This is a genomic window from Achromobacter spanius (genome assembly GCF_003994415.1).
GTDB lineage: Bacteria > Pseudomonadota > Gammaproteobacteria > Burkholderiales > Burkholderiaceae_B > Achromobacter > Achromobacter spanius_C.
In genome coordinates this window covers 1,026,561-1,049,487 of record NZ_CP034689.1, presented here as the reverse complement: position 1 = coordinate 1,049,487, position 22,927 = coordinate 1,026,561, and the positions used below count along the sequence as shown (strand labels likewise).

At 59.5% G+C, this 22,927-nt stretch carries 22 protein-coding genes; 14 read left to right on the top strand and 8 right to left on the bottom strand.

The genetic code is table 11. The features are described 5' to 3' along the window. Positions 1–4 precede the first annotated feature (4 nt). From ELS24_RS04735 to mobF, 14 genes are all read left to right on the top strand, one after another. The gene (locus ELS24_RS04735; protein ID WP_127183531.1) at positions 5–700 is read left to right on the top strand and encodes a virB8 family protein; all 696 of its coding nucleotides are present in this window, start codon (positions 5–7) and stop codon (positions 698–700) included. A 5-nt stretch (positions 701–705) separates the two neighbouring features. Then, entirely contained in the window at positions 706–1,293 is a 588-nt protein-coding gene (locus ELS24_RS04730; protein ID WP_127183530.1) for a hypothetical protein, read from the top strand. Continuing rightward, entirely contained in the window at positions 1,290–2,108 is an 819-nt protein-coding gene (locus tag ELS24_RS04725; RefSeq protein ID WP_127183529.1) for a TrbG/VirB9 family P-type conjugative transfer protein, read from the top strand. The genes ELS24_RS04730 and ELS24_RS04725 overlap by 4 nt, the downstream gene beginning before the upstream one ends. Then, on the top strand, positions 2,105–2,659 hold the full coding sequence (locus tag ELS24_RS04720) for a hypothetical protein (RefSeq protein WP_127183528.1): 555 nt from the start codon (positions 2,105–2,107) through the stop codon (positions 2,657–2,659). Before ELS24_RS04725 ends, ELS24_RS04720 begins: the two co-directional genes overlap by 4 nt. After that, the gene (gene virB10, locus ELS24_RS04715) at positions 2,635–3,270 is read left to right on the top strand and encodes a type IV secretion system protein VirB10 (RefSeq protein WP_127183527.1); all 636 of its coding nucleotides are present in this window, start codon (positions 2,635–2,637) and stop codon (positions 3,268–3,270) included. Before ELS24_RS04720 ends, virB10 begins: the two co-directional genes overlap by 25 nt. Before the next feature lie 114 nt (positions 3,271–3,384). After that, on the top strand, positions 3,385–4,404 hold the full coding sequence (gene virB11, locus ELS24_RS04710; protein ID WP_127183526.1) for a P-type DNA transfer ATPase VirB11: 1,020 nt from the start codon (positions 3,385–3,387) through the stop codon (positions 4,402–4,404). Then, the gene (locus ELS24_RS04705) at positions 4,401–4,640 is read left to right on the top strand and encodes a hypothetical protein (protein WP_127183525.1); all 240 of its coding nucleotides are present in this window, start codon (positions 4,401–4,403) and stop codon (positions 4,638–4,640) included. The genes virB11 and ELS24_RS04705 overlap by 4 nt, the downstream gene beginning before the upstream one ends. A 317-nt stretch (positions 4,641–4,957) precedes the next feature. After that, the gene (locus tag ELS24_RS04700) at positions 4,958–5,227 is read left to right on the top strand and encodes a hypothetical protein (RefSeq protein WP_127183524.1); all 270 of its coding nucleotides are present in this window, start codon (positions 4,958–4,960) and stop codon (positions 5,225–5,227) included. A gap of 64 nt (positions 5,228–5,291) precedes the next feature. Continuing rightward, entirely contained in the window at positions 5,292–6,341 is a 1,050-nt protein-coding gene (locus tag ELS24_RS04695) for a helix-turn-helix domain-containing protein (RefSeq protein ID WP_127183523.1), read from the top strand. Between the two features lie 815 nt (positions 6,342–7,156). Continuing rightward, on the top strand, positions 7,157–7,588 hold the full coding sequence (locus ELS24_RS04690) for a hypothetical protein (RefSeq protein WP_127183522.1): 432 nt from the start codon (positions 7,157–7,159) through the stop codon (positions 7,586–7,588). 10 nt (positions 7,589–7,598) lie between these two features. Then, on the top strand, positions 7,599–8,306 hold the full coding sequence (gene stbB, locus ELS24_RS04685) for a StbB family protein (protein ID WP_127183521.1): 708 nt from the start codon (positions 7,599–7,601) through the stop codon (positions 8,304–8,306). A 9-nt stretch (positions 8,307–8,315) separates the two neighbouring features. Continuing rightward, positions 8,316–8,723: a hypothetical protein gene (locus ELS24_RS04680; RefSeq protein ID WP_127183520.1), complete on the top strand. Its 408-nt coding sequence runs from the start codon at positions 8,316–8,318 to the stop codon at positions 8,721–8,723. A 62-nt stretch (positions 8,724–8,785) separates the two neighbouring features. After that, positions 8,786–10,414, top strand: a complete 1,629-nt coding sequence (locus ELS24_RS04675; RefSeq protein WP_127183519.1) for a type IV secretion system DNA-binding domain-containing protein — start codon at positions 8,786–8,788, stop codon at positions 10,412–10,414. A gap of 55 nt (positions 10,415–10,469) precedes the next feature. Further along, positions 10,470–13,340, top strand: a complete 2,871-nt coding sequence (gene mobF / locus ELS24_RS04670) for a MobF family relaxase (RefSeq protein WP_127183518.1) — start codon at positions 10,470–10,472, stop codon at positions 13,338–13,340. A gap of 948 nt (positions 13,341–14,288) precedes the next feature. Here mobF and ELS24_RS31590 read toward each other — a convergent pair. From ELS24_RS31590 to ELS24_RS04630, 8 genes are all read right to left on the bottom strand, one after another. Beyond that, positions 14,289–14,447 (bottom strand): four-helix bundle copper-binding protein, encoded by a 159-nt coding sequence (locus ELS24_RS31590; protein ID WP_306424010.1) that lies wholly within the window; start codon positions 14,445–14,447, stop codon positions 14,289–14,291. A gap of 450 nt (positions 14,448–14,897) precedes the next feature. Beyond that, entirely contained in the window at positions 14,898–17,231 is a 2,334-nt protein-coding gene (locus ELS24_RS04660) for a copper-transporting P-type ATPase (RefSeq protein ID WP_428839696.1), read from the bottom strand. Between the two features lie 140 nt (positions 17,232–17,371). Then, on the bottom strand, positions 17,372–17,845 hold the full coding sequence (locus ELS24_RS04655) for a DUF411 domain-containing protein (RefSeq protein WP_127183515.1): 474 nt from the start codon (positions 17,843–17,845) through the stop codon (positions 17,372–17,374). Positions 17,846–17,895: 50 nt separating this feature from the next. Further along, a complete protein-coding gene (gene copD / locus ELS24_RS04650) occupies positions 17,896–18,816 on the bottom strand; it encodes a copper homeostasis membrane protein CopD (RefSeq protein ID WP_127183514.1) in 921 nt (306 codons plus the stop codon). A 7-nt stretch (positions 18,817–18,823) separates the two neighbouring features. Then, positions 18,824–19,210 carry a copper homeostasis periplasmic binding protein CopC gene (copC, locus tag ELS24_RS04645; protein ID WP_127183513.1) on the bottom strand — a complete coding sequence of 129 codons (387 nt, stop codon included), beginning with the start codon at positions 19,208–19,210 and terminating at the stop codon, positions 18,824–18,826. A gap of 244 nt (positions 19,211–19,454) precedes the next feature. Continuing rightward, a complete protein-coding gene (locus ELS24_RS04640) occupies positions 19,455–20,219 on the bottom strand; it encodes a copper resistance protein B (protein ID WP_240669539.1) in 765 nt (254 codons plus the stop codon). A gap of 264 nt (positions 20,220–20,483) precedes the next feature. Further along, positions 20,484–22,346, bottom strand: coding sequence for a copper resistance system multicopper oxidase (locus ELS24_RS04635; RefSeq protein WP_127183512.1), 1,863 nt, complete (start codon positions 22,344–22,346; stop codon positions 20,484–20,486). 41 nt (positions 22,347–22,387) lie between these two features. After that, positions 22,388–22,879 carry a cupredoxin domain-containing protein gene (locus ELS24_RS04630; protein WP_127183511.1) on the bottom strand — a complete coding sequence of 164 codons (492 nt, stop codon included), beginning with the start codon at positions 22,877–22,879 and terminating at the stop codon, positions 22,388–22,390. Positions 22,880–22,927 lie beyond the last annotated feature (48 nt).

Below are 22,927 nucleotides of genomic sequence, written 5' to 3'. Positions count from 1 at the left end.
CAACATGTCCTTTGAAGACCCGAAGCTTTCGCTTCAGCAAGAGCTGGACAGAAACCGGAGCCTAGACCAGGACTTCCTGACGGAGGTCCTTTCATCCAGAGCGAAAGCATGGCGCGTCGCAGTAGGTGCATTCGTGCTGGCGTTCCTGGCGGTCGGCGCCGTGGCCTCACTGATGCTGAGCTACACGCCCCAGCCGCCTTACGTCGTGCGCGTCAACGATGCGACAGGCGAGGTCGAAAACGTATCCCAGCTCGGCGACGCACAGGAGGACTATGGCCCTCGGATCGCGCGCTACTTCGTCACTCAGTACGTGTTGTCTTGCGAGGGCTACGACTGGCGCACCCTGCAGAACATGTACGACCGATGCGGACTGTTCAGCTCGCCGGACGTGCAACAGCAGTACCACGCCAAGTTCGAAGACGACCCCAGGACCGGCCGGGAAGCCCTGGACAAGAAGTATGGGGAGCACACCCGCCTGGTCATCAGCGTGCGGTCGATCACTCCGGGACCCAACCAGACCGCCACGGTCCGGTTTACGCGCAGCGAGATGGGCCCCCAGCGCTCACCTAACACTGAACAGTTCATCGCCACCATCGCCTACAGGTTTGTCAACGCTCCGATGTCGGAAAGCGTAATTCGCGACAACCCGCTGGGCTTTCAAGTCATTTCCTACTCGACCGCTGTCGAAACGCTGAGGTAATCGTCATGCAAAAAGCACAAATCAACGAACTCGCCCGCCGCCTCGAAGATGCAGGACGCATGAGCAACGCAGAGCGCACGGCACTGCTGCGCGACATCGAACGGTACGCGAAGAGCGATCTCTACGGCGCCGCGCGCCTCTGCAAGGACCATCTCCCCAAGGACGCGAACCTTCGTCTTCCCACACCTGTCTTGGCTGCCGATCGTATCGGCAAGCACTTTGAAGAGCGCATCCGCGAAGCGCGTCGGCCGGTGGAACTGTACGGCGAGCAGGACCGGCAAATCCGTCAGCCGGAAGATGGGCGAGAGTACAAGGGTCCGATCGTAGGCACAACGCCAAACTGCTTGATCCAGCGTGACAACGAAACGGGGGACCTCATCGTCCATGCCCGCAACACGCTGAACCGATCCTTTGAGATGAGCGGAAAGGAAGAGGCGCTCGCCATCAGCTACCCCTTCAAGGCGGTAGGCGGCGTGGGCCTTGTGCGCGACGCTGACCACGACAAGCAGGCGGGGATGGGGATGGACCATCAACGTACGCACGAGTCGGCGCGCCAACGTGAAAGCAACCTCGAGATGGGACACGCCCGATGAACATCCGCTTCAGGCCTTTGGCCGTGGCGGTGCTGTCAGTCGCGCTTTGCGCGGCCGCAGCGCCTGCCTGGTCGCTCGACCGACCTGCAGCTTCGCCCAAGGATCAGCGAATCCGCTGGACGGACTATGACGCCGCCGACGTCATTCAGGTCGATACAACGCTTGGTGTGGCCACTCAAGTCCAACTGAACGATGATGAGGACTACGTGACGCACGCCTTTGGCGATTCGGCGGCGTACGACTTCCAGCAAGTGGGCAAGCACCTCTTGCTCAAGCCCATCGTCGAGCAAGCCGACACCAACCTCCTTTACATCACCACCAAGCGAAACTACTCGTTCCTGCTGAAGTATGAAAAGGCGCGTAAGAGCGGCGGCGTCTTTCGCGTTGTACTGCGCTATCCCGAACTGGAGCAGGCAAAGTCTGCGGCCCAGGAGGAGCGCGAGCGCGTGCAGCGCGATCTGGCCACCGCCGACGTCGCGATCAACTGGCAGGCCTATTCGATGAGCGGCGACACCAGCCTGGCGCCGGTCGCCGCATGGGATGACGGCGCGCAGACATGGCTTCGGTTTGCTCCTGGCCAGGATCTGCCTGCGATCTATTTCGTAGACGCTGACGGCCAGGAAGTGATCGTGAACCGGCATATGGAAGACGAGCAGACTGTCGTACTTCATCGGGTCGCTAAGCGCTGGCATTTGCGTATTGGAAACCTGGTCTTGGCCGTCCACAACGACGGGGCGCCCGTTACACGCAGTCTGGCCACCGGTACCGTTTCGCCGCAGGTCGAGCGCGTCATTCGTGAGGAAACTGCGCCATGAATCTCTTCAAAAGGCGAAAAAAACCCGGTCAAACCATAGACGCGGTGGCGGAGATCGAAGAGCACCAGGCGCAGATCGAGGGCCGCGGCCGCCCGGACCTGTCGGGTACTGCAAGGCCGATGCAACAGGGTGCGAAGGCCTTCATGTGGCTCATCACGCTGATGGCGTTGATGGTGATCGGCACGATGGGTTGGCGAGCATTCAATACGCCTGCCGGCGAAGAGGCCGCACCGGCGATGCAAGCCAAGATCGAGAACGTGCTTCCCGGTCTGAAGCTCCGACCCGATCCACCACCACCCCCGCCAGCCCCGCCAGAGCCGCCTGAATCGGCGCCCAAGGTGCCCGGGCCGGAAGGCAAGACGGAGCAGAAAGGCACGCTTTCAAACCTGGCAGAGACCGTTGCTGTCGATGCTGTCACACAACGGCGCCTTAGCAGCGGGCTGCGAAACACCAAGGGAGAGGGGACCAGTCCTCTGCTCAGCAAAGCTCATCCCAGCCGGAGCCTCGCGAAGCGGACAGCGGCCCGATGGCCGGCAAGCTCACCCCTATGAAGCTCTCCGGTTCTCGGGCTGGCCTGGTTGGCAATCGAGATATGTTGATCACGCAAGGATCAATGATCGATTGTGTGCAGGAAACCAAGCTCGTGACTGCACAGGCGGGCATGCTCAGCTGCTTTGCGCCGCACGATATCCGCTCGACGAGCGGCCGCGTGGTGCTGATCGACAAGGGGACGCGATTCATCGGCTATCAGCAAGGTGTATTGGCACAAGGCCAGCCTCGTGTCGGCGTAGTGTGGTCACGTCTCGAAACTCCCAAGGGCGTCGTCATCCAGCTAGATTCTCCGGGCACGGGCCCCCTGGGTGAGGCAGGCTTGGATGGCTTCATCGACACGCACTTCGCTGAGCGATTCGGCGGGGCCATCATGGTCAGCTTGATCAGCGATTTGGGTACGTGGGCAACCTCGCGTGGCAGCAGCGACAACAGCCAGGTCCAGTTCAATACCACGGGCGAGGCGGCCACAAACGCAGTAACCACCGTGCTCGACAACACCATCAACATCCCGCCGACGCTTTACCGCAACCAGGGCGGCCGGCTGGGAATCTATGTCGCTCGAGATCTGGACTTCAGCCCGGTCTACACGCTCAGATCCGTCGCTCGGTAGCAGCGCGGTCGCGCGCCGGTAATGACGCCTCGCGCACCGACACCTCTTACTCGACCAAGCGCCTGGCCCCTGACCATTCGATCGCGGGGCCAGCGTTCATTGACTAGGCATCCCATGAAAGATTCTCACAACGCATCGCCCATCGACTCGGGCGGTCGTGACACCGCGTTACGCCAGATGATGCGACCCATCTCCGGCTACATGGCAGATGACGCCGTCCGCGAGATCACCATTACGCGGCCTGGCGTGATTTTTACGCGCTCTCACGGGCAATGGCACGAACGCCATGATCCGAAGCTGACGTTCAGCTTCCTGGAAGCGCTGGTGTCGGCCATGGCCAGCTATAACAACGTCAACTTCAGCCCCATCATGTCGCTGCTGTTGCCCGACGGTGAGCGCGCTCAGGTGGCCCAGCCGCCGGCCGTGATCGACGGCACGCTTTCGATCAACATTCGCAAGCACAGCAGCGTCGTGAAGACCTTGGACGAGCTGGCCGCCGAAGGAGCCTTTGCTAACTGGGTCGATGTGAGCGGCCCCATGGGCAGCGCCGACAATCTGACCGAGCACGACAAGGAATTGCTCGACCTCATGAAGGCAGGGGACATCCTTCAGTTTCTTCGACGCGCAGTCATTCAATGCCGCAACATCATTGTCGCGGGCAAGACCGGCTCAGGAAAGACGACGTTTGCGCGCAGTCTCATCGACTGCGTGCCGTCCTTCGAACGGCTCTTGACCATCGAGGATGTACACGAACTCTTCCTGCCAAACCATCCCAACCGCGTGCACATGATCTACGGCAAAGGTGCTGGCCGGATGTCGGCCACAGAGTGCATCGAGGCCACCATGCGCAGCTCGCCCGATCGGATCTTCCTATCCGAACTGCGCGGCCCCGAAGCGTGGGACTACCTGAACGCTCTGAACACAGGCCACCCTGGATCAGTGACGACCACCCACGCTAACAGTGCGCGCGATACGTTTGAGCGCGTTGCGCTTCTCGTGAAACAGTCCGCGGCCGGCAACCAGATGGATATCGACACGATTCGGCGCTACCTGTTCTCCACCCTGGACATTTCGCTGTGCTTCGCCAACTACAAGCTCACTCAGGTCTATTTCAGCCCTGGACGCGTGCAATGAACACGCTTGTAGACGTCGAACTTCCGTTTATATCGCCGGTAGGACTGCCAGGTGTTCTGCGGCTTCAGCACGAGTGCGGTAAAGGCAAAACCGCAGTTCTGTCCATGGAGGGCTGTGGCTTGACTGGCGGGGCGACTGGATCCGCAGCACTTACCACTGCCGACATGCACCAGCTTGTGGATGGCTTGATGGACGCGATCCACGCCATCGAACGCGAAGACCGGCTGTCACGCTAACGCCCGTCATAGCCAGCATTGGCGCCTACTGCCAGACGAGCACTGATCAGCGCACGTTCTCTGTCCGACCGTCCACGCACCCAAGTGCGTTTCAACGCTTTTTCCTTGTCGTGGGACGTCTTTCAAAGCCAACCGACCGAGCACGCTCGAAGTCTCGGCTGAGCGCGAGGCGCCAGTCCTAGCAAGCGCCGCCGAACGTGGCCGGCGCGCGCTATTTCTTCTCTGTTTCCTAATCCCAGCGCACCCTCTACTCGGGGCTCGCGCCGCCGGCGACCGACCATCCAGCGTCCCGCCGTCATTTCCTCCCGGAGACTTCCATGACTCGAGCGAACCGCCAACGCGGCGCGCAGGAAGCACGCACCCGCATGGCCTACAAGATCATGCAAAGCGTCTTCGAACGCTGCAGCGCCGAAGGCCTCACCGCCGAACAAACCCACCAGGCCATCAAGGACGCCTACCCCTGGGGTGAGCGCCGCGCGTGGCCCTACAAGGCGTGGCTGATGGCCCGCCGCGAGTTCTATGAAGCACACGGCCTGCCCCTGCGGGCACGCCGCACTATCGCTGAATCACTGGAGACGGACTCGTGACCGGCACGCTGTACCAGCAAGATTCATTACCCGGCAATAACTCGCAGCAACGCAAGGGGCGAACATGAGCGTCGAAGCATCCAAATGGGCCAGAATGGCCGACGTCCAGAAATCCTCATCCAAGCTCGTGCTGCTGAACCTGGCACAGCTCGTTCGTTACGATGCAGACCACTGGACGGTCTTCGCATCGATCGACTACCTGGCCAAAGTCACCCATCTGAATCGCAAGACGGTTATCGAAGCCCTCGGCCGCCTTCGCGATTTGGGCGCGATCCAGGACACAGGGCGACGAGCGGGCGACAACCGTAGCAGCATCATTTATCGCTTGTGCCCGAATGCAGTCCCCCTGATCGACCTTGCGGCCTCTGGTGCCGTCGCCGGCGGCGAATCGCAGTCGACGCAGCAAGATCTCGCGCTGCAGGACGGGCTTGAGCTTGAGGATGGGATTGTGCCGCTGGCAGCTCCGGAGGGCGACCGCGGGGCGAATGCCGGCCAAAGCGAGCCGTCAGAGCGGGATGGATCCGCGATCGACGAATCGCTGTTTCCTTCCAAGCGCGACGCCTCGTCGCCGCACTGCGAGGGGACCGACGCGACATTCCTTCCCACGGGCGGATCAATCGATGCAACGGATACTCGCGTCAGCGCTGAACGTCCTCCTACTTCCGATGCCACACGGCATATGCCCACCAGCAGAGCAGCGAAGGGGGGCAGGCGAAAAGGGCGACGACGCGAGCCTGATGGGCGCCCTGCCGGCGCCAGCCCCACCCGGCTTCCAGCAACCTGGACCCTGCCGGAGCGGTGGCGAAGTTGGACGCAGGAGCAGCGGCCGCTTTGGACGCAGGAGAAGATCGACGCCATGGCCGCCACCTTCAGCGCCTACATGCGGTCCAGGCCCGGAGAACTGGGCATGTCACCCGACTGGTTCGAGTCATGGCGGCTCTGGGTTTTCCGGGAACGCGACGCCGGAGAGACGGCGGGCATGGCCTGGCAGAACAGTTGGACCGGCATCGTGGCCACCGGCAAGAAGCTCGGCGTTGAGCAGGCTCCGAACGAGCCGCCGCCCCATTTCAAGGCGCGCGTATTCCTCGCCGCCGGACTCGTGCCGTCCCATTAAAGGTTGTCCACAGCCTGGACCCATATCGGGATCAGTCCCAGTTTTGGGCCTAGCCCGAAAAGTGTTTTTGCCCGTCCCGATTTGTTCGTTCGCCAGTACCGAAAACGGCTTTTTGCCAGTACCAAAAACGGTACCCAATAGGTATATATAGGTTTTATAGGTTTTAGAGAGAGTCGCGCGCGAGGCGCTGGCTCGTCGCGAACGCCGATCCGCCTACCCTCCCGTCGCTACGCTCCCTCCGCCCCGCCGCCTGCGGCGCCGGCCTGAACCCCTTAGCTTCAGTCCCCCTCCCCGCCGGCGCAATGCGCCGCCAGGCGGGGGAAAGGCATCCCCCCCGGCGTCGCGGGCCGTTGGCCTCGCCCCGCCCCGAGCGCCACGACCCTGCCTGCTGAACACCGTCAACGCCACACCACCGCTGCAGCCCTCCGAGGCTGCGTCGGTGTCTGCCGTGCGGGAGAAAAGGTCCGTCCCCTTCCCGGCGAATCCGCCGGGCGGGGATCGGCAGGCCCCAAAAGCGCGGGGGCTGCTGCCCCCCTGGCCGGCCGCCTGGCGGCGTCCGCGCTTCCGACCCCCCGGGGAACCGCAACGGTTCCCCCGCGCCCGCGCAGGGGCGCGGCTCCCCCTCCTTCAACCCCACGGTTCTGCAGCAGGAGGGACGCCAACGCCAGCGTCAACTTAACCCCACGACCGTGCGCAGCATGGACCGTTTCGCACCATCACACACCCGAGGAAATCTCATGAAAATCTCCGACTGCCCCCCCCCCTCGAACGTTAGACAAGCCAGCAGATAACCGGAAACGGTGTAACGACTTCCCATGGAAAAGAAAAACACATCGCAGTACGGCGTTCAGCCCACCACAGTTCAGCGGCTAAACAACCTGGGGACCACGAGCCGAAAAGCCAGGATTCGGGCGTTGCTGCCGACGCTGGATGCGTTGCAAAGACAGGGCGTCCCGTATAGCGAGATGGCAGAGGCTCTCGCCATGGAAGGGCACACGCTGAAGGCCGAGTCTGTCCGCCAGGCTCTTCTCCGTTGGCGGAAGCGTCAGGTCGGCCCGCCATCCGCCAACCCGGTCGCGACGAACCCTCCACCGCCACCTGACTCCGGCGCCACGCCGCCCTCCAATCCCCCTGCACATCCCGCAGTCCCGCCAACGATTACAAGCAAGGCCGACCTTGTGCGGCTTCGCAAAGCCTCAGATCACATTGATCTCAATGAACTGGCCGAACTCGGCCGAAGAAAATAGGAACTCTCGTATGAAGATCGCAACCGTCAACTATTCCGGTTCTGTGGGCAAAACCATCACGACCAGCCACCTGCTGGCGCCCCGCATCCCGGACGCCGAAATCATCGCCGTTGAATCGACCAACGAAAGCGCAGCCGATCTGGGGCTGGATGTCGAACAGATGCGTGGCGGGCAATTCGGCCGCCTATTTCGCAAGCTGCTCATGGCAGAAGCTGCAATCGTCGACGTCGGCGCCTCCAACATCGAGGACTTTCTGGCCGAGCTGGTGAAGTACGACCAGGCCCACCTGGAAATTGATTACTACGTGCTACCCGTTGTCGCTTCGGGCAAGGCGCAGCGCGAAACCATCAAAACAATCGAGATGCTCGCGCAGATGGGAGTGCCAGCAGAACGCCTGCGGGTGCTTTTCAATCGCGTTGATTCGGATGTGCACGAGGAATTCGCCGCGATCTTTGGTTACGCACGTCGTTCGAATGACTTTCTGGCCAATCCGGAAGCAGCTATCTTTGAGAACGAGGTGTTCGATCTGCTCGCCAACAAGCGCACCACGATCAGGGAGATCCTTGCCGATCCGCGCAACTACCGTCAGGAACTGCGCGAAGCTGATCGAAACGACCAGAAGCTCGTCAGCCATCTCAGCGACATGCACGCCCTGCAATCACTGGCGAGGCCCGTCGACATGCAGCTGGACAAGGCATTCGGCGCCCTCTTCATGTAGGGAGGCACTATGACCGCGATTCCGCACGAAAGCCCGGCCACTTCCTCCGTCATTCCCCGCAGCAGAATGGAGCTTCTGTACCGCGACATGTTGCAGGAAAGCGCGCAGCTCGTCGTTCTGATCGAGCAGCTGACCGTCCGGCAACAAGAAATCGCGGAAACGATGCAGGCAGTTCCGGTCATGGTGCGTCAAGCTGGCTTGGACGCGGCTGCGCACGCGAGCGGCAACGCGACGCGTGCTCTGCTAGAAGCAAGCCGCACGCTCGGAAAATCGGCCACAGACGCCCGTATCGCAACGCGCGTTGCAACTCGAGCATTGCCCGCGGCCGCGTGGCGAGCCGGCGTGCTTTGCGGCGTATGCGCGCTCGTCGGAAGCGGAATCGGCGGCGCGTTGGTGGCCCTCGCTCTTCGCCAGTAGCCCTCGCAGGCCCAATCTCCAAGGCGCTCCGGGCGCCTTAATCATCTTCCAAAAGGACTTTCATGGCACCCGACATACGCCGGCGAATCATCAAATTCGTCCTCTTATTCCTGCCCCTTTCTGCCTGGATTCTCACTGCCAAGATCATGTCAGGCATTCCGCTATCGCACGTTACCTGGCTAGTCCTGTCGCATTGGGTCATATCGACGCCGGACTACCCCGCTCTGATCGCGGCGCCCAGCATCGGCTTCATTCTGGCCCTGGCACTCTCGCTCACGCTCAAAAAATACTCGACCAAAGAAGGCTTTGACGGCGCAGGGTACAAGAAGCACATACGCGGCACCGAGGCGGTGCCGATTAGAAAGCTCCAGAAGGTTTGCACAGAGCGAGACAGGCAGCAGATCGATGTGGCCGGCGTCCCGATGCCGACTAGCATTGAGAACCTCCACATCCTTCTGAACGGCGCGACAGGCAGCGGCAAGTCTGTCCTCCTACGAAACCTCGTCTATTCAGCCCTCCGCCGGGGCGATCGCATGGTCGTAGTCGATCCAAACGGCGACCTCTACGGCAAGTTCGGCCGTGAAAGCGATGTGCTGCTCAACCCATACGACCAGCGTACCGAGGGGTGGTCGTTCTTCAACGAAGTCCGCGCTGATTACGACTGGAAGCGGTTGGCGCTGTCAATTGTCCCGCTTGGCAAGGACGCTAACGCTGAAGAGTGGAACGGCTACGCTCGTCTTCTTTTGCGAGAGACTGCCCGCAAGCTCAACGAGCTGGGAACGCCTTCAATCGACGAGCTTTTCCGATGGACCACTATCGCCTCGGACAAGGACCTGCGCACCTTTCTGTCCGGCACGCTGGCTGAATCGCTATTTGCCGGCTCCTCCGAGGCCAGCAAAGCCCTGACCAGTGCCCGCTTTGTCCTTTCCAAATACTTGGCAGAACACGTCACCATGCCCGCCGGCCAGTTCAGCATCCGCGACTGGATGGAAGACGGCCACGGCAGCCTTTACATCACTTGGCGCGAGGACATGAAGGAGGCGATGAAGCCCCTCATCTCCGCCTTCGTTGACGTCTTCTGCTCGGCGCTGCTCTCGTTGCCAGAAGACCAGGCCAGACGCTGGTGGCTCGTAATCGATGAGTTGGGCTCGATGGAAAAGATGGCCAGCCTCGAGGACTTCCTTACCAAGGGTCGCAAGAATGGCGGGCGCGCACTGGCCGGCCTGCAGTCCGTATCGCAGATGGACGATATCTTTGGAGAGAAGATGTCGCAGACACTGCGGGCTAGCTTTCGCTCGCTGGTGGTGCTCGGCGGATCAAAGACCGACTTTGAAACGGCCGAGATTATGTCCAAGTCCCTGGGCGAGCACGAGGTATTGCGGCCCGACTACTCCGACAGCCGAAACCCCGGAAAGACGGCCAACACGACCGAGCGCATGGAGCGAAAGATCGAACGTGTCGTGACGGCCGCTCAGGTTCAAACATTGCCTGATCTCACTGGTTGGGTCGCATTCGCCGGCGATCGGCCAATCGCGAAATTCCTCCTTAAGCCGAGGAATTTCGCCATTCGCAACGCACCTTTTGTGGAAGCGAAGCGAGCCGGTGCGCGGAGCATGGCCAATGCTCCCATCGGCGGTCCTCAACCTTGGACTGCGGTGGATCTGCCCGAAGATCCGACCATGGCCGCATAACCATTTCACGCCGGACCGTCACCTTGCATGGCGGTCTGCGCGTACTGGAAATCTAATGATCTCTTTGAAATCGATCCATCGGAGCGCTGCCACAAAGGCCTCGCATTACTACGCCGACCAGAAGGACGATTACTACAGCCGCGACGGGACCGCTGCCCAGTGGCAAGGCAAGGCGGCTGACGCGCTCGGATTGACCGGCGCCATTCAGCAGGAGGAATTTCTGCGCGCGCTGCGCGGTGACTTCGGCCCTGACGTCAAACTATCGAGCTCGATCAGGATGGATGCTGAGGCGCGTGCGGCACTGGACATGACGTTTTCACCGCCCAAGAGCGTCAGCATCCAGGCGCTGGCTGGCAAGGATCCGTCGGTCATCGAGGCGCACGACTACGCGGTGGGCAAGGCGCTGGAATTTCTGGAACAAGAGCTACTGCGCGCGCGCCAGACGGAGCACGGAATAACCACTACGGAGCGGACGGGCAACGCGGCTATCGCGAAGTTTCGGCACGAGACGGCCAGGCCCACCGATGGTGCCTATTCGGATCCCCAGCTGCACACCCACGCGCTGTTGATGAACCTCACCCAACGGGCCGATGGGCGCTGGGTTGCCATATCGAACGATGAAATTTATCGATTGAAGTCCATGGTGGAATCGGTGTATCACGCCGAGCTGGCCAGCACCCTGGAGAAGTCCGGCCATCAAATTCGCTACGAGGGCAAAAGCTTCGAACTCGCGCACATCTCTCGGGACCACATCGAAGGGTTCTCTAAGCGTTCGCAGGACATCAATGCCGAACTGGCGGCGTTGGGTGAAACTCGCGAATCTGCGAGCAGAGCACTCAAGCAAACTATCGCCCTCAAAACTCGCCTGGACAAGGCTCCCGAAATTTCTCGCGAAGAGCTTCAGCGTGACTGGGAACGACAGGCGACTGAACTCGGCATTGATTTCAATGGAGCAAAGCAACCGCTGGAAAAAGATGCCGAATTAGAAAGCGGCAAGCCACCCCGGCAGGAATTGACGCCGGAGGCGGCTGCTCTGATTGCCGACGAGTGTATCCGGTGGGCGATCAAACACCACACCGAACGCGAATCCGTAATGGACGGAAAGGAGATGCTCAAGACCGCGCTGCACCGTTCGCACGGCATGGGCATTAAGCTGGGCGACCTCAAATCGGCCGTCAAGCGCTCACTTGACAAAGGCCATCTGATCCTTGGAACGATTCAGTACCGGCACGCGAAGGACATAGACGGCGCTGGCGAATCACGGTCGGACTTGGTCGCCGCCCTCGTCGCCGGGGGCACGAGCAAAAAACATGCAGAAGAGAGAATCCGCATTTCGATTGCTCGCGGCGAGCTTGTTCCGACCGGCGCAAGGTACACCACACAGGTGGCGCGGGAGCGCGAAAAGCGAATCCTCCAGATCGAGCGCGAGGGGCGTGACCAGGTCGTGCCAATTTTGGATATTCAAGCAGCCCAAGGCGCTATGGCTGGCCGCTCGCTCAAGCCTGGCCAGCTGGCGGCCGCCAATCTGATCCTCAGCACGCCACACCGGTTCATCGGCGTCCAAGGCCTGGCGGGAACCGGAAAGTCGCACATGCTGGCTCAGGTCAAGGAGGCCGCTGAAGCCGCGGGCTTCAAGGTCCAGGCCGTGGCGTCCTACGGCAAGCAGATCGAGGCCCTGCGGGAACTCGGAATGGAATCCAGGACCGTCGCGTCTGTTCTAGAGGCACGTCAGAAAGACCGCTTCAAACTCGACCCGAAAACCGTCCTGGTCATCGATGAGGCGGGCGTGGTCCCAGCCCGCCTCATGGAACGGCTGATGAAAATGGCCGAGGCGGACGGCGCGCGCATCGTCATGCTAGGCGACACGGGCCAAACCAAGGCCATCGAGGCTGGCCGCCCGTTTCACCAGTTGCAGGTCGCTGGCATGGCTACGGCCCTAATGGGCGACATCATTCGACAGAAATCGCCCGAATTGAAGGCTGCGGTGGAGTTGGCGGCAAAGGGTCAGGCCTCGGCCTCCCTTGGCGTGTTAGATCAGAAGCTAAAAGCCGTGCACACCATCAAGGACGACGGCGAACGATACGACGCGATAGCGAAGCGATACGCAACGCTGAACGATGATGAGCGGCGGGAGACCCTTATCGTGACCGGGACGAACGATTCGCGGAATGCCTTAAACGAGGCCACCCATCAAGCACTTGGCCTCGGCGGCCGCGGCTTTGAGTTCAAGATGCTTACCCGACGTGACACTACGCAGGCAGAACGGCGAGTGGCCAAGTACTTCATCGCTGGGGATATTGTGCAGCCGGAGCGGGACTACAAAGCCGGGAATTTGCGGCAGGGCGAGATGTACCGCGTCATTGGCGCGCTTGCCGAAAAGCCCAATGACCTAGTCGTTGAGCATATGGAAAGTAAGGTCCGGACCACCTTCAATCCTGCTCGCGCCGCCAAGTTGTCAGTCTACGAACCGGTCAAGGCAGAATTATCCGCCGGCGATTGGGTTCGGGCGACGAGACACAACGCGGCTCTCGATCTGGCCAACGGTGATCGGTTTGAAGTGCTCGCGGTCACGCCCACAACGGTCACCATCGGCGGCAACGGCCGACGAATCACGATGAACGCGGCAACGGCGCCGCTGCATTTAGATCGGGCCTACGCGTCCACGAGCCACAGCGCGCAGGGACTGACATGCGATCGCGCGCTGATTAACTCTGAGAGTTTTAGCCGAACCACGCAGCGCGACGTCTACTACGTGGCGATTTCCCGGGCACGCATTCACACGGAGATCTATACCGAGAATGCCGCAAAGCTGTCCGGCGCCGTGAACCGGCTGGAGGAGAAGACGGCCGCACTCGATATCGGTCTGGAATCCACACGCCCTTGGCGGCCGCAAAAAGACGCGCCAGGCAGGGAACTCGGCGCTTGAAGAAACTAGATCGCTACAACTCACAAGGAGGTTTTATGAGCCAGGATGTGAGGCTGGACAAGTTGTGCTCTGATTTAGGCATTCCGCCGTTGACACCAGACGTCCGCGATAGTCGGCTCGCGGCCAGAAGCGGACAGCAAAAATGGCGAACTTCGGCAAGAAACAATCATTCGCCGCAACAAAGCTGCACTCATGCGGACAGCTCGCCGCGACTGCGCAGGTCCACTCGGACATGCTCCGTGGACGTGGATTTCTGTAGGCACTTTCGTCATCAGAATCTCGGCGGTGAAAAATTTTGTCGCGCCGGTAAGCGAACAGCGCTTCAAGCGCGGCGATTGAAGAGCGACCTCGAGGCCACGGGAGCAATCGGAGGATGTAAGCGCGTCGGCGATCATACTGCTCGCCCTGGTGCCGTAATCCATTTCGGAGCACTGTCCAACACACAAAAATTAAAGTGCTGGACCCGGTGGTCGTACGATAGAGACTCGTTGCGCGTCGAGCCCAGGGGCTAGACGGAGTGCAGCGTCGCGCCGCCTCTCTGTCCTTAGATATCCGATGGCCTGTGTTTCGACAGTCAGATGTGAAAGGTCGTGAATGTGCGATAGTTTGGCCTTATAAAGCGAATTGTCCCTGGGGCACCGAGTCGCGAGCGAGACGATAGCGGAAAAGTGACCAGGGCTAATCTGCCAAACATGCAGATCCTCAATCGTATCTTCGCTCCCAGCTAGCGCCTCGCGGATCTCGTCTGAAATGCAACACTCCTCGTCGAATGCCCGGAATTTTGCCGCCCTGCAGCCAGCGCCACCCCGAGCAGGTGGCGCTGGCGGACACAGATGCCCGCTGTCAATGGGCTCGGTGGAACGGCGAGATGCCTGCAGTTTTCGCGGTTCAACATGAACGAGGAGGGCCTGGGGCTGGCCCTCACCGCAGTGGATTGCAGCACGCCGCCTACGCCATGGCACGGCAGGCCTGGGCACAATCTTTGCAAATGCGCGCGCAATGTTGACAGTGGCTACTCTGGAATTTTTCGCATTCCTGGCCACACTCATCACACACCTTCGCGCAAACGTCACATATTTGGCGAGCGAATTCGCTACTTCGGGCCATATATGCCGCCGCGAGCCTGCATATTTCCGCGCAGTCAGCGTCAAGCTTTACGCATCTTGCCATCTTCGTTGCGTCTTCTTCTGTTAGGCAAGCGGCGAAGCATTGGTCGCACGCCTGGGCGCAGGTATAGCATTCGCGGATGCAGGTTTCATATTGAGTCGAGTTCATGGAGATCTCCAATGGAATGGGGCATTAGCGCCCACATACCGAGCAGCACGTTTCATGCCGCATCTGCCATCACGTCGCTGCTTAAGCGCAGAGGTGGAACGGGCGAACTCAACCCGACCGCAGCGCCAACGCTGTATTCTGTTTCATTACATTTGAGTAATGTCGCCCCACGCGGCGACGCTAGCTTCCTGGGCTCACTGAGGACCAGTTACCGCACCCGCCCCGCGGTCACCCCAGCAAGCGATCCATGCCGCACCTAGCTAGAGCGCGAGCCCACGACTGCTATGCATCCAGGTCTACAGACCTTAGTCGCAGCGAGTTTCCAATTACACTCACCGAAGACAAGGCCATGGCGGCTGCAGCAATAATGGGCGAGAGCAATATTCCGAAGACTGGATAAAGAATACCCGCGGCAACGGGAATTCCTGCAGCGTTATAGACGAATGCGAAAAAGAGGTTTTGTTTGATATTCCGCATCGTCGCTTTGGAAGCACGACGTGCTCGGACGATGCCCATCAGATCGCCGTGAAGCAGCGTGACGCCTGAACTTTCCATGGCGACATCCGCGCCGGTCCCCATTGCAATGCCGACGTTCGCTGCGGCAAGTGCAGGCGCATCATTCACGCCGTCACCCGCCATCGCGACGGTGTGACCTTTTGCCTGATATCGCCGTACAGCAGCCCCTTTGTCCTCTGGCAGCACCTCCCCTACTGCTTCGTCAATTTCCAAAATCCTCGCAACGACTTGGGCCGTCGTCTTGTTGTCTCCCGTCAGCATTACCACCTTGATTCCTGCCTGATGAAGGGCCTTGATCGCCTGTGGCGTGGTCGACTTGATGGGGTCTGCGATGCCAACTAATCCTGCGTACTGGCCATCCAAGCCTACGTAGATAACGGTGCCTCCCTTTTCTCGAATAGCCTCTCCGTGGCGCTCGGCGGGCACGTCCACTCCTTCCTCCTCTAAGAAGTGGGCACTACCGCACACTACTTGGCGTCCAGCCACCAACCCAATCACCCCTTTCCCCACAGGGGAATCAAAATCGGCCACCGGCAACAGCTGGATTCCCTCCTTCTCCGCAGCGCCGACGATGGCTGCGGCAAGGGGGTGCTCGCTTGCGCGCTCCACACTGGCTAGCGCCTGAAGTAGGTCAGACCTGTCTATTGCCTCGACCGGCACAACCTCTGTAACTGTAGGCTTGCCTTCCGTTAAAGTACCTGTCTTGTCGACGATCACGAGGTCCACTTTCTGCATATGCTCGAGCACCTCCGCGTCTCGGATAAGTACCCCGCTTTGGGCGGCGCGGCCGACACCGACCATGATGGACATAGGAGTTGCCAACCCGAGCGCGCACGGACACGCGATGATCAGAACGGAGACCATCGCGATCAGGGCATAGGTGAAGGCGGGCGTCGGCCCCCACAGCATCCATGCTCCGAATGCGAGAACAGCGGCGAGGATGACGGCAGGTACGAACCAGCCGGCCACTTGATCGACCAATCGCTGCACCGGAGCGCGACTTCGCTGCGCCGCAGCCACCATTTGAACGATCCGAGCTAGCAAAGTGTCGGCACCCACACGGTCAGCACGCATGATAAAACTGCCGGTCTGATTCATTGTCCCCCCCGTCACACGGGAGCCCGGTGTTTTCGCCACCGGAATAGGCTCACCTGTCACCATCGACTCGTCGACCGTGCATCTCCCTTCGACGACCTCGCCATCCACAGGCACCTTCTCTCCCGGGTGTACGCGCAGACTATCCCCCACCTGCACGGATTGCAGATCTACAGTCTCATCTTGACCATTCGGACTGACTCGTACTGCCGTTTTCGGCGCAAGACTCAGCAACGCCTTAATCGCACCAGAAGTTCTTTCGCGGGCACGAAGCTCGAGGACTTGGCCGAGCAAAACCAAAACCGTAATTACCGCTGCGGCCTCAAAGTAGATAGCCACCGCACCTTGCGGACGGAAGGCCTCCGGGAACCGTTGCGGTATGAAAGTGGCAACGATGCTGTACACCCAAGCTACGCCTGTTCCCAGTGCGATCAGTGTGAACATGTTCAGACTGCGATTCGTGATCGATTGCCATGCCTTCGAAAAGAACGGCCAGCCTGCCCACAACACAACGGGGGTCGCGAAGATCAGTTGTATCCAGTTGGAAGTTTGCGGGCCGATGAATCGGTGCAGGTTGAAGAGGTGTCCACCCATTTCCAGAACAAATACCGGCAAGGTGAGCAGAAGGCCTATCCAAAACCGACGATTGAAGTCACGCAATTCATGGCCGTCTTGCTCATCATCCAGAGAGACCGTTATGGGCTCGAGTGCCATGCCGCAGATGGGGCAGCTGCCCGGGCCGGCTTGTCGGATTTGTGGATGCATGGGGCACGTGTACTCCGCGGCAATTTCCCCAGGTGCCGGCGGGGCACCATGCGTCGCGTCATGCTCTGTGGGCCGGGCATGGTGCACATGTCGTCCTCCCGTTGCATGATCTCCTCGGCCAGCGTCATCAATAGGCTGGTCGGCGCGGTCTCGGTGACATGCATGGTGGCTAGGCTCGCCCTTGGACGAATGCCCGGAATGACCACTGAGACCAACTGGCGGCTTGGTAGGCTTTGCCATGACATTCCTCGCTACGATGGCGTAGATGTACAGCATAGGCCTTTCCATTGCCGGAAGGTCAATCCCCTATTAGAGGGTTGCTCTGAAAGGGCCATGATCTGAGAAATCGAATCAGTCTTTGAGATACCGGCAGCCGTGCGCTAAGTATAGGACTGATATACTTGTGCCTTCCCTGAGGGCAGGACGAGAAGCACGTCATAGCGCATGTGCCTGCCTCCGTAGTCCGGGCCATCCATTCCTGGCGAGCCCAAAGGCATGCTCGGAACCGCCAGTCCGACTGCGTTAGGCTTCTCCTTCAGCAGTCGAGTGATCTCCCTGGCCGGGACGTGCCCCTCCAAAGCATATTTTCCAACGACTGCGGAATGGCAGGAGCCGAACGCGTCCGGAATGCGGTTACGTTGCCGTACAGACGAGGTATCGCTGACGTCATGAGTGGTCACTTCAAAGCCATTGGCTTCGAGATGGCTCACCCAGTCTTTGCAGCAGCCGCAAGTGGGCGTCTTCCAGACTTCGATGAGCGTCTTCGGTTGGGCCATCAAGGGGATGGGAGACAAGGCGATCGTCGCCAATAGGGCTCTACGCAGAAGATTGGCGGTATGGCTTTCTGTTCGCATCAAGTTTCTCGGTTGGCGGTATAGAAAATGCACTAGAGTCCAAAAAGTCATCACGACATGGGCGATGGTGACAGGACCCCTAATGCTGCAACAAGAAGTAGGATAAGAGTGGCAGCAGTACTCTCGAACATGAGGCTACGACGTAGCGTAAGAACAGCTATCGCATGATCGCCCGTTCGGACCGCGTGCTCCAGACGCGGACTTAGATAGAAGCGATTAGCTGCAGCCAGGGCAAGCATCGTGCCAAATAAACCAAGCTTTGCAACAAGCAGACCACCGTACGATGTCAACGACATATCGGGTACCGAAGCACCGACGATCAACAAATAGTTGACCGTGCCCGTAATGACAAGCGTCAGCACGATGGCTGTGCCCACTTGGGCAAAGCCGTTTGAAGTGCGGTTCAATAAGGCAACGTTGCCGGGTGTGGCTGTCGGCTGAGATAACAGGAGGAACGCGAGAAGCGCGCCCGCCCATGCGCCGGCGGCGATCAAATGCGCGATGTCCGATGTGAGGTGAACGTACCGCCTAACGCCTTCGTCCATGGCACCATGCCCGCCCCAAGCGAGTGTGGACAGCGCGATGCCACCGGCTATCGAAAAAACGCCCAGTCGGAACTTTTGTTGCGTGCGAGCAAATACTCCCACTAGCACGCATAGTATCAACGCACCCAGTCGAGCCAGCCATGCCGCGCCAAAGTCAGTGCCTGTCACGATCATTTCGAAGACGTGGCTTTGAAGCTCTGCATAGGATGTGGCGCCGGTCATGCTTTTGGCCATTATGGCAATATTGACCACCGACAGGGTGATGCCCACAGCAGCGAGCGCCGTGCTAACCGCTAAGAAGCGCGCACCCGTTGACGAGGCGATTTCTCCTTCGCGTAGCGCGTACATACTGAACAGCGGCAGCCCGAACAACATGGCAAGGTCAAGATAGAGTGCGAAACGCACGAGGACAGTCGGCCAGTCCATTCAGGAATCACTTGACGGTAAACGCGATACTGCCGGTGACTGGATGCGTATCGGAGGACACCGCACGCCAATCCACTCGGTAGTTGCCAGGCGCAAGCGCTTGCACCGGCGTGATGATCATAGCCTTCGGGTCATCGCTACCTGAGATTTTGGCGTTCACCTTCATCGGCCCGTGATTCGCCATACCGGGCATACCGGTCATGACTAGCGTCGCTCCAGAGAATTGCGTTGTCAGATTTTCCGAGAATTTCAGCTCGATCTTCGGCGGTGCCGTCACCTCGGCCTTGTCGCCGGGCGAGGAAGAAAGCAACTTCGGATGAGCGATCGCTGCGGCGCTGGCGAGCATGGCGCCCATAGTCACTGCGGCGCGAATTGTTGCGAAAAAGGTTGGCATTGCGAGCCCCTAAATACACTGCGGATTAAAATCACGGCATGAACACCACCCGATAGGTTGGAGCGGCGGTCCACCGTGGCCATGAGGGATGCAGGACGTGTCAAACAATTGTCGGTTGCTCTGCTCGGATCCCATCCAACTCGCACCACGATTTGAATAGGCTCATTCCCAAAGCCGGCGTGTCGGTGCTAAGAGAGCTAGCTCGACATGGATACCGACAAGATGCGTTGGGTGGCACTAGACGCTAAAACCAGATACGAACCCCAGCCAAGATCGCGCGCTCAGACCGGCTTTCTCCCTCTTCGCTCGCATAGCTCGCCGTATTTCCGAACTTTCGTCCGAACGAAACACCGATGTAAGGTGCAACTTCGCGGGTCACCTCATAGCGCAATCGCAAAGAGAACGAGGCATCCGACAAGCCCGCACCGATACCTCGCGCCTTGTCGTCCTTTCCGTACACACTGGCTTCGATCTCTGGAGTCAGGATTAGGCGCTGTGTAAGCAGCAGATCGTATTCAGCCTTCAGCGCGAGCGCGGTTCGTCCAGACCCTCCCACATAACCTGTTATTTCCGTCTCGATGTTATAGGGAGCCACGCCCTGAACACCGATCGCGGCCCAGTTGCGCTTAGGACCAGTGCCGAAATCGCGCCGCGCGCCCAACTGTAGATCCCAGAATGGTGAAACGGTGTGACTCCAGAATGCCTCGATCTTTCCGTCAGTGCTGCCATTGACCCGATCGCCTTCACTCTTTATCCAGAGCTTATTCAGATCACGCCCGACCCAGAACTGGCCGTCCCATTGAAGACCAGTGTTGCCATCTCTGTCATATGCCATACCTAGTTTGTCAAAAAGCAGATGGCTCGTGATCATGTTGTCCATCATGTGTGGATGGATGTCGTAAGCGGAATATCGTTGTTCCGTTGTGCCGTCGCTTGTGGGTAAGGTTCCAACCGGCACTGCGCCTGAATTCGTTCCGCCCGACATGTTCTGTATCGAGCCATGATCCATGCCTTTCATCGAATCCTGGCTCATGCCCTTCATCGAGCCATGATCCATGCCCTTCATCGAGCCATGATCCATGCCTTTCATCGTATCCTGGCTAGAGCCTTCCGCCGAACCGTGGTTCATGGCATCCCTCGAACCGTGGTCCATACCAGGCATCGCGCCGGGATTCGTTTGAGCCATTGCTAACCCACCAGTGCCCGCCAGAACTGCCCCTCCCGCAATCGCCGCGAGCCAATTTCTCGTACGTTTATGGTTTGTCATTTGCCTTCACTCCACGACCACTGCACGGAACATGCCAGCTTCCATATGAAAGAGAAGATGACAGTGATATGCCCAGTTTCCTCGGGCGTCGGCACTCACTCGGTAGGTGATACGCTGCGCAGGATTCAAGCTTATTGTGTGCTTGCGGACTTGGAACTTCCCATCTGGGGACTCCATGTCGCTCCACATTCCGTGCAGATGAATGGGATGAGTCATCATGGTGTCATTGACCAAAACAAAGCGGACCCGCTCTCCAAACTTGAGCACAATGGGCTTTGTCTCAGTGAACTTAAGACCGTTGAATGACCACATGTAGCGCTCCATGTTGCCCGTCAGATGGAGCTCGATCTCCCGCGTGGGATTTCGATTGTCCGCCGGCTCCATCACGGAATGGAGATCGGCATATGTCAAAACCCTGCGACCGTTATCGCGCAAGCCAGGGCCTGGGTCGTCCAATCTCGTCGAGACGACCTCGGGGGGCATCGTATTGGCTGGACTGCGTTCTCCCGGATAGGGGTGCTTGACCTCGACCATGCCTCCTTCATTTCCGTTGTCGCCATGATTCATTCCTGCCATTCCTGACATTGCGCCCATGCCGCTCATGCCGGCGTGATCCATGCCCTGCATCGAACCATGATCCATAGCGTCTGGACTTGACGATGGTGTGCTTCCCATGGAGGAATGATCCATTCCCTCCATTGCCGCTCCACTCGAGCTTCCCATCTCCATCCCAGACATATCGTGAGCCATGCCCATATCCATCATGGTCAAGACTTGCACGCGGTCCAATGCGGGAACTTCCGCCTGCATTCCCTCGCGCGGAGCGAGCGTCGCGCGCGCATAGCCGGACCGATCCATAGCTTGCGAAAAGATGGTGTAAGCGCGGTCTTCAGACGGTTCGACAATAACGTCGAAGGTCTCTGCGACACCTATCCGGAACTCATCCACTTCCACCGGCCTGACGGGCTGCCCGTCAGCGGCCACCACCGACATTTTCAGACCGGGGATCCGGACATCAAAATAGGTCATTGCCGAACCGTTAATAAAGCGGAGGCGCACTTTCTCTCCTGGCCTGAAGAGTCCAGTCCAGTTCGCAGCGGGCGATTTCCCATTCGTCAGAAAGGTGTATGTGGCGCCGGACACATCGGCGAGGTCCGTATTGTTCATGCGCATCTGCTGCCACATCAGACGCTCATTCAATGCCTGCTTCCATCCGACCCTCTTCGCATCCTCTCGGAGACTCTCGACCGATGGTTGGATGTAGTTGTAGTAATCGGGCATCACCTTCAGCTTGCGGAAGACATTCATCGGATCTTCGTCGGTCCAGTCCGAAAGCAGTACGACGTGCTCGCGATCTGCGCTTACCGGGTCGGGACGTTCAGGATCGATGACGATCGCGCCGTACAGCCCGGTTTGCTCTTGGAAGCCCGAATGACTGTGATACCAATATGTGCCGCTTTGGCGCACTTGAAATTGGTAGTCAAATGTCTCCCCCGGACGAATACCGGGAAAGCTGAGCCCCGGCACGCCGTCCATGCCCGTGGGAAGAAGGATCCCATGCCAGTGAATCGAGGTATCCTCTTTCAGGCGATTAGTCACGCGTAGCGTGACAGTATCGCCCTCCTGCCAGCGCAATGTCGGAGCAGGGAGTGTCCCGTTAACCGTTGTGGCCATACGGGGCGCACCCGTGAGGTTCGCTGGAGTCTGCGCGATTTCCAACTTGAAGTCGGTGCCAGACAGCACTGAATTCTGCGACGCGTTGGCGGCTGCCCAGACGGGCGTGCGCCAAAGACCGAGGCCGGCCAACGTGCCTCCGGCCGCCAAGCCCTGAACAAAGCGGCGGCGATGGTTTGAAACTGCACTTGTCATTCGCTATCTCCCCGAGCGGCTCATTAGGCCCCCGGCCTTGGTTACTTGATCGACACTGCGCCTTTCATGCCTGCGGGATAGTGGCCCGGTTCCAGGCATGCGAACGCGACTCGCCCCGCCTTGTCGAACTGCCATACGATTTCGCCCGTCTTTCCGGACGATAATGAAATCGAGTTGGGTTCTTCATGGCGCATACCGGAATCGCTCAGCATCATCTGATAGTGGGCATCGAGATTGGCTTCTGTCCCCAACACCATTTCGTGACGAATCCTCCCCGAATTGGTCACGTTGAACCGAACCGTCTCGCCAGCCTTGACCTCAACGTCGCTCGGCATGAACCGCATGGCGTCTGTCATGTTGACGTCGATCGTTCGAGACACCTTGTCGGACAAACCAGGTTTGCCGATCATCGTGGCCGTGTTATGGCCGTCGCGATGCCCCCCGCCGTGGTCGTCAGAAGCCACCGCACCCAGGGAGATCATCAACGCCGCCGTGGCTGTAGCCACTTTAGCCAATATCTTTTTCTTAGCCATCGCAATCCTCTGTGCTTAGATGGGGAGGTCGTATTCGCACTATAGATA